This is a genomic window from Pseudomonas sp. TH15 (assembly GCF_016651105.1).
In the GTDB taxonomy this organism is placed as follows: Bacteria; Pseudomonadota; Gammaproteobacteria; order Pseudomonadales; family Pseudomonadaceae; genus Aquipseudomonas.
Map to the genome: position 1 here is coordinate 1,096,676 of NZ_JAEKEL010000001.1, position 12,506 is coordinate 1,109,181.

The window sequence follows — 12,506 nt, forward strand, 5'->3', positions numbered from 1 at the left end:
GTTCATTTCACTTCCGGCGGGGTGGTGAAGGTGTGATACGGCGCCGGTGACGGCACGCTCCACTCCAGACCTTCAGCCCCTTCCCACGGTTTGGCCGGTGCTGGCGGGCCGCCGCGAATGGTCTTGATCACGATGAACAGGAAGAACAGCTGCGTGGTACCGAACATGAACGCGCCAATCGACGACACCATGTTGAAGTCGGCGAATTGCAGGTTGTAGTCCGGAATCCGTCGCGGCATGCCCGCCAGCCCGACGAAGTGCATCGGGAAAAAAGTCATGTTCATACCGATGAACGACAGCCAGAAATGCAGCTTGCCGAGGGTTTCGTCGTACATGTGGCCGGTCCATTTCGGCAGCCAGTAGTAGGTAGAGGCGAAGATCCCGAAGATCGCCCCCGGCACCAGCACGTAGTGGAAGTGCGCGACCACGAAGTAGGTGTCCTGGTACTGGAAGTCCGCCGGGGCGATGGCCAGCATCAGGCCGGAGAACCCGCCGATGGAGAACAGGATCACGAACGCCACGGCGAACAGCATCGGCGTTTCGAAGGTCAGCGAGCCTTGCCACATGGTGCTGGCCCAGTTGAACACTTTCACGCCGGTCGGCACCGCGATCAGCAGCGTGGCGTACATAAAGAACAACTCGCCCACCAGCGGAATACCAACCACGAACATGTGGTGCGCCCAGACGATAAACGACAGGAACGCGATGCTCGCCGTGGCGTAGACCATCGAGGTGTAGCCGAACAGTGGCTTGCGCGAGAAGGTCGGGATGATCGAGCTGACGGCACCGAAGGCCGGCAGGATCATGATGTACACCTCGGGGTGACCGAAGAACCAGAACACGTGCTGGAACAGCACCGGGTCCCCGCCACCGGCGGCACTGAAGAAACTGGTGCCGAAGTGGATGTCCATCAGCATCATCGTCACGCACCCGGCCAGCACCGGCATTACTGCGATCAGCAGGAACGCGGTGATCAGCCAGGTCCAGACGAACAGCGGCATTTTCATCAGCGTCATGCCAGGGGCGCGCAGGTTGAGGATGGTGGCGATCACGTTGATCGCGCCCATGATCGAGCTGATGCCCATCAGGTGGATGGCGAAGATGAAGTAGGTCACGCTTTCTGGCGCGTAGGTCGTGGAGAGCGGGGCGTAGAAGGTCCAGCCGAAGTTTGGCCCGCCGCCGGCGGTGAACAAGGTCGAGATCAACAGGATGAACGCCGCTGGCAGTAGCCAGAAGCTGAAGTTGTTCATCCGTGGCAGGGCCATGTCCGGCGCGCCGATCATCAACGGGATCATCCAGTTGGCGAGGCCGACGAAGGCTGGCATCACTGCACCGAAGACCATCACCAGGCCGTGCATGGTGGTCATCTGGTTGAAGAACGCCGGTTCGACGATTTGCAGCCCGGGCTGGAACAGCTCGGCACGAATCACCATGGCGAACGAGCCGCCAATCAGGAACATGGTGAACGCAAACCACAGGTACAGCGTGCCGATGTCCTTGTGGTTGGTGGTCAGCACCCAGCGCATCAGGCCCTTGGCGGGGCCGTGGGCATGGTCGGCGGCATGACCGTGGTCATCGATTACAGCGCTCATGGCCGTTCTCCCGAGAACGAATGGGCTGGGCAGGCCGGGGCGCGCTGCCCCGACCGGTTCCTTACGTACGCAATAGACCGGGTCATTTGCTTTCCGCCTGTTTCAACTCCAGCACTTCTTTAGGCGTGACCATGTCGCCTTTGTTGTTGCCCCAGGCGTTACGTTCGTAGGTCACGACCGCTGCGATATCGACTTCCGAGAGCTGCTTGCCGAACGCCGCCATGGCGGTGCCAGGTTTGCCGAAGTAAACGCGGTGCAGGTGGTCTGCTTTCGGTCCGGTAGCAATCGGCGAACCTTTGAGCGCCGGGAACATTGGCGGCAAGCCTTGCCCTTCGGCCTGGTGACAGGCCACGCAGGTGGTGTGATAGATCTTGTCACCGCGCTCTTTGAGTTCGTCGAGGGTCCATTCCTTGGTTGTCAGCTCTTTGAGCTGCAAGGCTTCTGCCTTGCGATCGGCCAGCCACTTGTCGTAATCGGCCTTTTCCTTGACCTCGACCACGATCGGCATAAAGCCGTGATCCTTGCCGCACAGCTCGGCACACTGGCCACGGTAAATGCCGGGCTTGTCGATCCGGGTCCAGGCTTCGTTGACGAACCCCGGAATCGCATCGCGCTTGACCGCAAAGGCCGGCACCCACCAGGAGTGGATAACGTCGGCGGAAGTCACCAGGAAGCGCACCTTGGCCCCGATCGGCAGCACCAACGGTTTGTCGACCTCGAGCAAGTAGTGCTCGCCCTTGGCTTCCTTGTTGTGGATTTGATCCTGGGGGGTGGCCAGGTTGCTGAAGAACTCGACGTCCTGGCCCAAGTATTTGTAGTGCCACTTCCACTGATAGCCGGTGATCTGGATATCGATATCCGGCTCACTGGAGTCATACATCTTGATCAGGGTGGCTGTCGCGGGAACCGCCATGGCCACCAGAATGATGAAGGGCACGACAGTCCAGAGAATTTCTACGGTGGTACTTTCATGAAATTTTGCGGCCACCTGCCCGGTCGAGCGGCGGTGGACCATCATCGACCAGAACATGGCGCCGAAGACGATGATGCCGATCACTACACAGATCCAGAAAATGGTCATGTGCAGGTCAAATACTGCGTGACTGATTTCAGTCGCTCCAGGCGCCATATTCACAGTCCAGGCGGCTTGCGCCTGGCTGAAAATCGACCACAACAGGAGGCCCATCCAGACATGTGGATGTCGCATCATTGCGGGTTCCCCTTATCGTTCTTGTTATCCCGCCGGCTTTCACCTGCGGCAAGGGAGCGGCTTTTTCAGACTACGAACTTGAATCGCCGAGCCTTGCTGCATATGCAGTCGGGCGTCATCAGCTAACTCCATTCAAAACCGAGTATAGACAGCGACCGCGACCTCGCAACGCGATGGCGTAAATCAGCTGAAACAGCTTGTACTTGCGTTCCAGGGCACGAATGGAGAAGGATGCAGACGAGTGGTGGCAAATCGATATAACTGCAATGTCTCAAGGATGAAATAATTATGACAAATGCGTCTTAGCATTTTTCATAAGCCAGCTAAGTTATGTTCTCCCTATTTCATTGCCTTTGTTTCCTGGAGTTTTCATGAGCACCGCCGCATTGCGCGAGCAGATCCAAAAAGCCCAACAACATGAGGCCGAGACCGGCCTGTTAACTCGTCAACTGGAAACTCAACTGCCGCACCTGCATTCCGCCATCCAGCTACCGGATGTCGACGCCAAGGGCGTGATGACCCGTTTTGTGGCCGCTTATATAGAGCAAGTGCCGGACCTGTTGGACGCAGCCAATGATGTCGCTCGGGAAGCGGGCATCGAATCACAGATCAAACCGGTGCTGAAAATCGCCGAGCAGTTCTTCCTCAAGCCGCCGGCGATCATGACCGGGCATATCGGCCTGGACAGCCTGCTGGACGAAGCTTATCTGGCGCACCGGTTGGTCGAAGAGGTCAATGACCTGTACATCAAGCATTTTGGCCAGCCACTGATCCCATTGGACATGACTGTCGCCAACCTGATTGCCCACCAATTGATCGGCGAAGAATTTGCCAACCAACTGGATGAGGCGGTGCATCACGCCGTGGACGAGATGCTTAACGAAGACAGTTTCGCGCTGGAGTCGGTGGAAGCCTACCGCGAGAAACTCAACAGCCCGGACACCGGCACCGCGTGGAAACGCTGGCCGTGTCTGTCGCGCCAGTTGGGCGTGGGCCTGGAGCTGGATCAACCGGCTGCTTGATCCATAGATCAACACAATCCCCTGTGGGAGCGAGCTTGCTCGCGATTGCGGTGGGTCAGTCAACATAGATGTTGGATGTTATGGCCCCATCGCGAGCAAGCTCGCTCCCACAGTGTTGTTTTACCCTGTCGAACCCACTCCGGATGTGGTCCGCAACCGTCCTTCCAACCTGCGCTTCAACCCCCGCGCCTCAATCAGCAACTTCGAACCCTTGGCCGCATTCGCCCGGCCCCACTCCTCAAGCAGTTCCAGACACGAATGGTCGATGTAGCTCAGGTTATTGAGCGGTACATGCACCGTCGTGCCGGCCGGAATGGTGCCCAGCACCTGGGTCAACGCCGGTACCTTGAGAAAGGTCGCCGCGCCGATTAGCCGCAACTCCATTTCGCCGTCCTTGGGCAGGTCGATCAGGCTGATCTTCAGCCGTGAAGCCTTCCAGGCCAGTTTCGCCAGGGTCAGGCCGAAGCCGATCAGCACGCCAGTCAGCAGGTCGGTGAAGATGATCGCCAGGGCAGTCGCCGCATAGGTGAACATCGGCATCCGGCCATAACGCCCCAAGCCGCGAAAGGCCTTGACGTCCACCAGTTTGAAACCGGTGTAGACCAAAACACCGGCCAGGCTCGCCACCGGAATGCTTTGCAGCACGCTGGACAGCAACAGCACGAACGCCAGCAACCACAGACCATGGAAGATCGCCGACATTCGTGTGGTCGCGCCGGCCTGGACGTTAGCCGAGCTGCGCACGATTACCCCGGTCATTGGCAATGCACCGAGCAAACCGCAGAGCATGTTGCCCACGCCTTGCGCCGACAACTCCCGGTCGAAGTCCGAACGCTGGCCGCTGTGCATGCGGTCGACGGCGGCGGCCGAGAGCAGGGTTTCGGCGCTGGCGATGAAGGCCACGGCAAACGCGGCGATCAGCAGCGTCGGGTCAGCCAGGTTGAGCAAGTCCGCGGGTTTGAGCCAGTCGATGGCTTCAGCCAGGTTGGCCGGGACCTCCACGCGTTTGACCTGCAAGGCGAGCATCAGGCTGGCGACTGTCGCCAGACCGACACCGAGCAAGGCTCCGGGAATGAATCGCAGCGAGTGCGGGCGGAATTTTTCCCACAGCCACATCACCGCAATCGTCGACAGTCCAAGCAAACCGGCCTGCCAGCCCAAGGATGGCAACGCCTGAGCCACGGCGGCAGGGAACGCTGCGAGGTTATCCAGCCCTGACGGTTTGGGCACGGCGTCGAGCATCACATGCACTTGTGACAGCACGATCAACACGCCAATCCCGGCGAGCATGCCGTAGACCACCGCTGGCGCCGTCACCCGAAACCAGCAGCCCAGTTTCAAACGACCGGCCACCAGTTGCAGAAAACCGGCCAGCAGCAAAATCGGCCCGAGCATGGCGATACCGTGTTGGCGCACCAGCTCGAATACCAACACGGCCAGGCCCGCCGCCGGGCCGCTGACTTGCAACGGTGAGCCGGCAATCCAGCCCACCACCAAGCCACCGATGATCCCGGTGATCAGGCCTTTGGCCGGCGGCAAACCCGAGGCGATGGCGATGCCCATGCACAAGGGCAGGGCCACCAGAAACACCACCACCGAAGCCAGCAGCTCCCGTGGCAAAACAGCTTTTAGTTGCGCAGCACGCATAGGGATTCTCCCGAAGTTTTTTCAGGCATGGCGAAGCCAGGCTGCTCAATCGGCAGCCTCGGCTAAACCACACAACGATTTAGGAGGTTTTTAGAAGCGCGCTTTGGGCGTCGCCACCGGAATCGGATGGCTGCCATCGAGCGGCAGGAAACGACCCTGATCCGCGTCGTACGCTTTGATTTCGCTGGTTTCGATGCTGTAGACCCAGCCATGGATAAACAGCTGACCGTTGGCCATGCGCGAGGCCACCGATGGGTGTGTGCGCAGATGCTGCAACTGGGCGATCACATTCTCTTCGGTGAGGATGTGCATGCTTTCGTTTTCGTCAGCGCAATGGCAGTTTTCCTGGACCATGGTTTTCGCCACTTCGGCATGCCGCAGCCAGGCTTTGACCGTGGGCATTTTTTCCAGGCTCTGCGGGTTGAGTACCGCGCGCATGGCGCCGCAATCGGAATGGCCGCAAATGATGATGTGTTGCACGCCGAGGGCCAGCACCGCGTATTCGATCGCGGTGGAAACGCCGCCGTTCATTTGCCCATAAGGTGGCACAACGTTGCCGACGTTACGGGTCACGAACAGATCGCCAGGGGCGCTTTGGGTGATCAGTTCAGGAACGATGCGCGAATCGGCGCAGGCGATGAACATCGCTCTCGGGCTCTGGGCTGTGGCGAGTTTTTTGAAGAGCTCTTCCTGCTGTGGAAAGACCTCGTGATGAAAATGCAAAAAGCCGTCAACGATATGCTTCAGCGCTGCATCGGCGGACTCCGCCTCGGGGTGGGCTGAAACCGACGCAGCCAACGGCTGTTTATCCTTGTCACTCATGATTCATCCTCTTTGACGGAGATTGGGAAGTGTCCCGTTTTGTCCGATATGAAGCCAGTGGCTGTTTAAAAAAAATCCAGGTCGCAGATCTCGACCCGTCAGTCACTCGATGAACAAGGTAGCCGGCGAAACTTAACTCAAACTGAATAAACCGCTCTAGAACGCACGTTCCAGGTCGCAAAAAACGTGACCGGTAATGACGGCGGCGGGTGTTTCCACTACTCAACCATAGGCCAATTGTCCTCAAATCAATGACATTTGGCGACCCGGTGGACAGAAGGCGTCGCAGTCCAGATTAAACCCTTCACGACGATTGAGCCCCAAGCGTTTGATGGTTTTGGCAAAGCGTTGCGCCAACAGGTCGGCGAATGGCCCTTCACCGCGCATCCGCGCACCAAACCGGCTGTCGTAGAGCTCGCCGCCACGACTCTGCCGAATCAGGCTCAACACATGAGCCGCGCGCTGCGGGTAGTGGGCGGCCAGCCATTCTTCGAACAACGGCGCCACTTCCAGGGGCAAGCGCAACATCATGTAGGCCGCGCTCTGGGCACCGGCCGCGTGGGCCTCGGTGAGCAGGCTTTCGAGTTCGCTGTCATTGATCATTGGAATCATCGGCGAGCACAAAACCCCCACCGGAATCCCGGCTTCGCGCATCACCCGAATGGCTCGTAATCGGGCCTTGGGCGCAGCGGCCCGGGGTTCGAGGATGCGTTTGAGTTTGTCGTCGAGTGTGGTGAGGCTGATCATCACGGCCACCAGGTTTTGCCGGGCGAGTTCAACCAGCAGATCCAGATCACGAAGAATCAGCGAACCTTTAGTGATGATGGTCACCGGATGACGGTAACGCAGCAGCACTTCCAGGGTTTGGCGGGTGATTTTGTGCTCGCGCTCGATGGGCTGATACGGATCGGTGTTGGAACCCAGGTTGATCGGCGCGCATTGATAGCCGCGCTTGGAGAGTTGCTCCTCCAGCACGTCTGCAGCGTTGGTCTTGGCGATCAGTTTGGTTTCGAAATCCAGCCCCGGCGACATGTCCCAATAGGCGTGACTGGGCCGCGCGTAGCAATAGATGCAACCGTGCTCGCAGCCGCGATAAGGATTGATCGAGCGGTCGAAGGGCAAGTCCGGCGAGGTGTTGCGGGTGATGATGGTTTTCGCCGTCTCGATGCGCACTTCGGTGCCTTGGGTGACCGGCGCTTCCTGGTACCAGCCATCGTCCTCGGCCACCGAACGGTTCGGTGCGAAGCGGTTGTGCGGGTTGGTCGCGGTGCCGCGACCGCGTGGCGGAAGAGGAGTGGACATGAAAACGCCTCGATACTGGTTTTATATACAGTAACGAGGCGTCGTTCATCTGGCTAGTGCCGCTGGGCGATCAGTTCTTCTGGGTGACCTGCCCCAGATCGTCGCCCGAGGTGGTTTTCATATCATCCTTGCGCAGATCGGCCACGGTGCTTGCCTTGACGGGCTCGCCCTTGTTACCCCAACTGCTGCGAATGAAACTGACCACATCCGCCACTTCCTGATCCGACAACCGCCAGGCAAACGCTGGCATGGTGAAGGTCGACGGTGTCGTGTGAGTCGCCGGCAAGGTGCCGCCCTTGAGCACAACGTTAATCAGCGACGTCGGGTCTTGCGACTGCAACACCGGATTGCCCGCCAGCGCCGGGAACACCCGCGTGTAACCATGCCCGTCGGTCCGGTGACAGGCCGCACAGTTGTCGATGTACACCGAGGCGCCAGGCTTGCTGTCATCACCCTTCCACAGCGCTTGGGCGACTTGTTTGTCGTACTGATGTGGCTGGTCGTTGGGGTCATTGGCCGGCAGGGACTTGAGGTAACGGGCAATCGCGGTCAGGTCGGCGTCTGTCATGTATTGCATGCTGTGGGTCACCACATCGCTCATGCCACCGAATACCGCACTGCGGTCGCTGCGCCCGGTCTTGAGGAATTGCACCAGTTGCGCCTCGCTCCAGCTGCCGAGGCCGTCCTTGTGGTCGCCGCGCAGGCTTTTCGCGATCCAGCCTTCCAGCGGCGCGCTGCCTGACAGAAAGGTGCTGCCATCGCCGGCATTCAGGGATTTTTCCTGCATGGTCAGGGCTCTTGGCGTATGGCATGCGCCGCAATGTCCCAGGCCTTCCACCAGATAAGCCCCACGGCTGACTACCGCATCAGCGCCCGGTGCGGCTTTGTAATCCGCCACGGCCGGGGCAAACATCCAGCGCCAGCCCATCAGCGGCCAACGCATGCTCAAAGGCCAGGGAATGTCGCTGGCCTTGTTCTCCTGGGCGACCGGCGCCACGCCGTGCATGAAGTAGGCGTACAAGGCCTGCATGTCGGGTTCGGTGACGCTGGCGTAGGACGGATACGGCATCGCCGGGTACAAGGTGCTGCCGTTTTTGGCGACACCGTGGCGTACGGCTTTGTCGAAATCTTCGAAGCTGTAGTCGCCGAGGCCGGTTTTATCCGGAGTGATGTTGGTCGAGTAGATCGTCCCGATTGGCGTTTCCATCGGCAGACCGCCGGCGAACGGCTTGCCGTCCTTGGCGGTGTGACAAGCGACACAGTCACCGGCCCGGGCAAGGTATTCGCCTTGTTTGATCAGGTTTTGATCAACTTCTGCGGCGTTGATCGAGGCACTGCCGAGCAGGGCGAAGGTCGCGATAACGAGTGCTTTCATGGTTATCGCTCCTTAAGCCTGAACCAGCGGGCCGGGGTTTTTCAGGTACTGCTCGCGGATCGCCCGCGCCGACCAGTAGGTCAACGCAGCCACCAGGCCTGTAGGGTTGTAACCCAAGCCTTGTGGGAAAGCCGACGCCCCAGGGACGAACACGTTGTGCACGTCCCAGCTCTGCAAGTAACGGTTCAGGGCGCTGGTTTTCGGGTTCGTGCCCATGATCGCGCCACCATTGAGGTGGGTGGTCTGGTAGGCCGCGGTGTTGAAGTGATCACCGACCTGCTTGCCGATCACGGCGATAGCTTTGGGGCCCATCGCTTCGGCGATCTTGCCCATTTTTTCGACCATGAAGCGGTTCATCTTGATGTCGTTTTCCTGCCAGTCGAAGGTCATCCGCAGCAGCGGCAAGCCGTAGGCATCGCGGTATACCGGGTCGAGATCCAGGTAGTTGCCGCGGTAGGACTGATGCGCGCCGTGTGAGTCCATCGACACCTGGTGGGTGTAGTAATCGGCGGTGGCGCGTTTCCACGCACTGCCCCAGGCCGGCGTGCCCGGCGGGTTCGAGGTCCCGGAGATTGGGCGGCTGCCGGCCTGGTTGACCCACATCGGCGAGCCGCCGACGAAGCCATGCGGCCCGTGGTCGAAGTTGTCGGCGTTGAAGTCATCGATCGCCACGCCGTTGCCGCCAGCCCCGATGAAGTTGTTGGTGTGGGTGTCCTTGTCGAAGAACGCCTTGATCGTGGCCATGTTCTGGTAGGCGAAGTTCTTGCCGACCACGCCTTCACCGCTGATCGGGTCGTAAGGCTTGCCGATGCCGGAGAGCAACATCAACCGCACGTTGTGGAACTGGAACGCGCCGAGGATCACCAGATCGGCCGGCTGCTCGATCTCCCGGCCCTGGCCATCGATGTAGGTCACGCCGGTGGCTTTGGTCTTGGTGCTGTCGAGGTTGACCCGCAACACGTGGGAATTGGGCCGCAGTTCGAAATTCGGCAGCGGCTTGAGCGCCGGCAGAATGTTCACGTTGGGCGATGCCTTGGAGTACATGTAGCAAACGTAACCGCTGCAAAAACCGCAGAAGTTGCACGGGCCCATTTGGGCGCCGTAGGGGTTGGTGTACGGGCCTGAGGTATTGGCCGACGGCAGGTTGTAGGGTTTGTAACCCACGGCTGTGGCCGCTTTCTGGAACAGCTGTGCGGAGACCGTGTTTTTCTGGGATTCCAGCGGGAACGGGTTCGAGCGATCCGGTGCGTAAGGGTTGCCGCCCTTGCCTTCGCCGACCCGTTGACCGTTCACCGTCCAGGCTTGACCCGACGTACCGAACACCTTTTCGGCGTAATCGAAGAACGGCTCCAGCTCTTCATAGCTGACGCCGAAGTCCTGGATGGTCATGTCCTTGGGAATGAAGTGTTTGCCGTAGCGTTCTTCGTAGTGACTGCGCATCCGCAACTCGATCGGATCGACCCGAAAGTGCACGCCCGACCAATGCAGCCCCGCGCCGCCCACACCGTTACCGGGCAGGAAAGCGCCGAGTTGGCGGTTCGGCAGTGCGATGTCATTCACGCTATGGCGAATGGTCACGGTCTCTTTGGAGATGTCCTGGAAGAGTTTCTTGCGAACGCTGTAGGTAAGTTCGTCGATCACCTGGGGATAGTTGCCGTCGGGGTAGGTGTCCTGCATCGGTCCGCGCTCCAGCGCCAACACGTTCAGGCCTGCTTCTGTCAGTTCTTTGGCCATGATCGCGCCGGTCCAGCCAAAACCGACGATGACTGCGTCGACCTTCTTCATAACTGTTGCCATGCTTATGCCCTCTCGCCGCGAATCGAAACTGCCGGGAAGGGGTATTGCTCGTTGCGTTCCACCCAGTCCATGAAATCGGCGCGGGCGCCGGGGAAGCCGATCATGGTCCAGCCGACCATGCCTTTGTTGCCGCCGTGGATCGGGTCGCAGAAGAACCCTTCCTTGGTGTTTTGCAGCAGCAGGTTGAAGAAAATCGTCGACGGAACGCTGTCGAAGTCAGGTTTTCCGGCTTCGAGTTGCTTCAGTAAATCGTCTCGGGTAGCGCTATCTTGGTCAGCAAATACTTTTCCGTTGACGGTTTTCGACCAGGAATCCGTGGCGGCAATGCCCAAGCGATAGATCTCTTTAGGGACGAGTTTGCTCTGCCAGCCCATTTCCGGCGGGGCGTCGGCGTTGAACGGCCCTTGCATGAACCACAGCGCGCCGGCGGCGTACGGCGTGTTCATTTGCCGGTCGATGTATTCCGGCACGCCGGCTTCGAGTGCGCCTGGCCCTTGGGCATCGTTCGGGATCAGTTGAGCGACGGCTGCCTTGATGAACGTCCATTCTTCGGCGGTGAAGTAGCTGGGTTCATAGACGCTGGTGCTGGCAGGGGTTTTGCCGGGACTGGACGGCGCCGCTTCAGGCGCTGCGAGCAGGACGGAACTGCCCAGCGCGGTGCTGGCGACGGTGACCACCGGGATCAAGGTCAGGGATTTGCGCAAAAACTCACGCCGCGGGTTGTCTCGATCTTGATCAGACATGGGGGTGCACCTCATCAGGCATTGATGGTTTTCAGCCGTTTCAATGAACGGCTTTTCGTTTTGGCAGTGATACGGGTGGACGATCAGTGAAAATGGCCACGTAACTGCAAACTTTGGTAACAAATGGTAGCAGGCTAAGAATCAGGATGAAGCGATTCAGCATAAATAAACCGGGGTTTTGCGACGAAAGTAGCCTTTGGGTCGATCGATTCACGATTCTTTGACAGTCGGCTCACAGCCCTTTGACTGGTCAAGGTTGAAGCTAGCGTTATTCATCCGCATCTTTTTCACGGTCGCCCAGCATGTCTAAAACCCGTCTTATCCCTGCGATGTGCCTGTCGTTGGTAGCCTTTTTCAATGTGTCGCTGGCCCTGGCTGACGACACGGCACCTGCGCGGCCTGCCGAATGGGCACAGTCGGTGGAGTCGAAATATAACCTCTACCAAATGTCCCCGACGCTCTACCGCAGCGCATTGCCGGACAGCGGCGCGGTGCCGCTACTGGAAAAACTCAAGGTTGGAACCGTTATCAACTTCCTGCCTGAGTCGGACAAGAGCTGGTTGTCGACGCCTGGCATCGACCAGGTGCAGCTGCCTTACCGCACCAATCATGTGGATGACGCTGATGTGCTCAAGGCGCTTCGCGCCATTCAGACCGCCGAGGCCAAAGGCCCGGTATTGATGCATTGCAAGCACGGCTCTGACCGCACCGGCCTGATGGCGGCCATGTATCGGGTGGTCGTGCAGGGCTGGAGCAAAGAAGACGCCTTGAATGAAATGACCCAAGGCGGTTTTGGCGACAGTACCCACTTCAAGGACGGCGTTCGCTACATGATGCAGGCCGATGTCGACAAACTGCGCACGGCTCTGGCCAATGGTGATTGCAGCACCAGCCCGTTCGCCATGTGCTCGATGAAGAGCTGGTTCAAATCGGCAAACGTCGAGAAGTAGGATAAAGGCAGGAGTGTCACCTTCCACACCATTGCGGTGTGGAAGG

10 protein-coding genes are annotated in these 12,506 nt (G+C 59.3%); 2 read left to right on the top strand and 8 right to left on the bottom strand.

What is annotated here, in order from left to right; genetic code table 11:
- Positions 1 to 2: 2 nt before the first annotated feature.
- Both ctaD and coxB read right to left on the bottom strand, forming a co-directional pair.
- A complete protein-coding gene (ctaD, locus tag JFT87_RS05060) occupies positions 3 to 1,592 on the bottom strand; it encodes a cytochrome c oxidase subunit I (protein WP_201199374.1) in 1,590 nt (529 codons plus the stop codon).
- Between the two features lie 82 nt (positions 1,593 to 1,674).
- Positions 1,675 to 2,802, bottom strand: a complete 1,128-nt coding sequence (gene coxB / locus JFT87_RS05065; RefSeq protein WP_201195953.1) for a cytochrome c oxidase subunit II — start codon at positions 2,800 to 2,802, stop codon at positions 1,675 to 1,677.
- Between the two features lie 371 nt (positions 2,803 to 3,173).
- Here coxB and JFT87_RS05070 point away from each other — a divergent pair, with 371 nt between their 5' ends.
- A complete protein-coding gene (locus JFT87_RS05070) occupies positions 3,174 to 3,824 on the top strand; it encodes a hypothetical protein (RefSeq protein ID WP_201199375.1) in 651 nt (216 codons plus the stop codon).
- 120 nt (positions 3,825 to 3,944) lie between these two features.
- On the opposite strand, the gene JFT87_RS05075 is transcribed toward JFT87_RS05070, so the two are convergent.
- The 6 genes from JFT87_RS05075 to JFT87_RS05100 all read right to left on the bottom strand — a co-directional run bounded on the left by JFT87_RS05075 (position 3,945) and on the right by JFT87_RS05100 (position 11,510).
- Entirely contained in the window at positions 3,945 to 5,471 is a 1,527-nt protein-coding gene (locus JFT87_RS05075; RefSeq protein ID WP_201199376.1) for a SulP family inorganic anion transporter, read from the bottom strand.
- Between the two features lie 90 nt (positions 5,472 to 5,561).
- Positions 5,562 to 6,293 (bottom strand): carbonic anhydrase, encoded by a 732-nt coding sequence (locus JFT87_RS05080; RefSeq protein ID WP_201195944.1) that lies wholly within the window; start codon positions 6,291 to 6,293, stop codon positions 5,562 to 5,564.
- Between the two features lie 243 nt (positions 6,294 to 6,536).
- Positions 6,537 to 7,595: a PA0069 family radical SAM protein gene (locus tag JFT87_RS05085; protein WP_201199377.1), complete on the bottom strand. Its 1,059-nt coding sequence runs from the start codon at positions 7,593 to 7,595 to the stop codon at positions 6,537 to 6,539.
- Positions 7,596 to 7,665: 70 nt separating this feature from the next.
- Entirely contained in the window at positions 7,666 to 8,970 is a 1,305-nt protein-coding gene (locus JFT87_RS05090; RefSeq protein WP_201199379.1) for a c-type cytochrome, read from the bottom strand.
- A gap of 12 nt (positions 8,971 to 8,982) precedes the next feature.
- Positions 8,983 to 10,767: a GMC family oxidoreductase gene (locus JFT87_RS05095; RefSeq protein ID WP_201199381.1), complete on the bottom strand. Its 1,785-nt coding sequence runs from the start codon at positions 10,765 to 10,767 to the stop codon at positions 8,983 to 8,985.
- A gap of 2 nt (positions 10,768 to 10,769) precedes the next feature.
- Entirely contained in the window at positions 10,770 to 11,510 is a 741-nt protein-coding gene (locus JFT87_RS05100) for a gluconate 2-dehydrogenase subunit 3 family protein (RefSeq protein ID WP_201199383.1), read from the bottom strand.
- Positions 11,511 to 11,812: 302 nt separating this feature from the next.
- Between JFT87_RS05100 and JFT87_RS05105 the strand changes: the two genes are divergently transcribed.
- Positions 11,813 to 12,460, top strand: coding sequence for a dual specificity protein phosphatase family protein (locus tag JFT87_RS05105; RefSeq protein WP_201199384.1), 648 nt, complete (start codon positions 11,813 to 11,815; stop codon positions 12,458 to 12,460).
- Positions 12,461 to 12,506 lie beyond the last annotated feature (46 nt).

Excerpts from the sequence above, each read along its gene's own strand:
- JFT87_RS05090 (WP_201199379.1), bottom strand. The coding sequence starts at position 8,970 with ATGAAAGCACTCGTTATCGCGACCTTCGCCCTGCTCGGCAGTGCCTCG.
- JFT87_RS05085 (WP_201199377.1), bottom strand. The coding sequence starts at position 7,595 with ATGTCCACTCCTCTTCCGCCACGCGGTCGCGGCACCGCGACCAACCCG.
- coxB (WP_201195953.1), bottom strand. The coding sequence starts at position 2,802 with ATGATGCGACATCCACATGTCTGGATGGGCCTCCTGTTGTGGTCGATT.
- ctaD (WP_201199374.1), bottom strand. The coding sequence starts at position 1,592 with ATGAGCGCTGTAATCGATGACCACGGTCATGCCGCCGACCATGCCCAC.
- JFT87_RS05080 (WP_201195944.1), bottom strand. The coding sequence starts at position 6,293 with ATGAGTGACAAGGATAAACAGCCGTTGGCTGCGTCGGTTTCAGCCCAC.
- JFT87_RS05100 (WP_201199383.1), bottom strand. The coding sequence starts at position 11,510 with ATGTCTGATCAAGATCGAGACAACCCGCGGCGTGAGTTTTTGCGCAAA.
- JFT87_RS05095 (WP_201199381.1), bottom strand. The coding sequence starts at position 10,767 with ATGGCAACAGTTATGAAGAAGGTCGACGCAGTCATCGTCGGTTTTGGC.
- JFT87_RS05105 (WP_201199384.1), top strand. The coding sequence starts at position 11,813 with ATGTCTAAAACCCGTCTTATCCCTGCGATGTGCCTGTCGTTGGTAGCC.
- JFT87_RS05075 (WP_201199376.1), bottom strand. The coding sequence starts at position 5,471 with ATGCGTGCTGCGCAACTAAAAGCTGTTTTGCCACGGGAGCTGCTGGCT.
- JFT87_RS05070 (WP_201199375.1), top strand. The coding sequence starts at position 3,174 with ATGAGCACCGCCGCATTGCGCGAGCAGATCCAAAAAGCCCAACAACAT.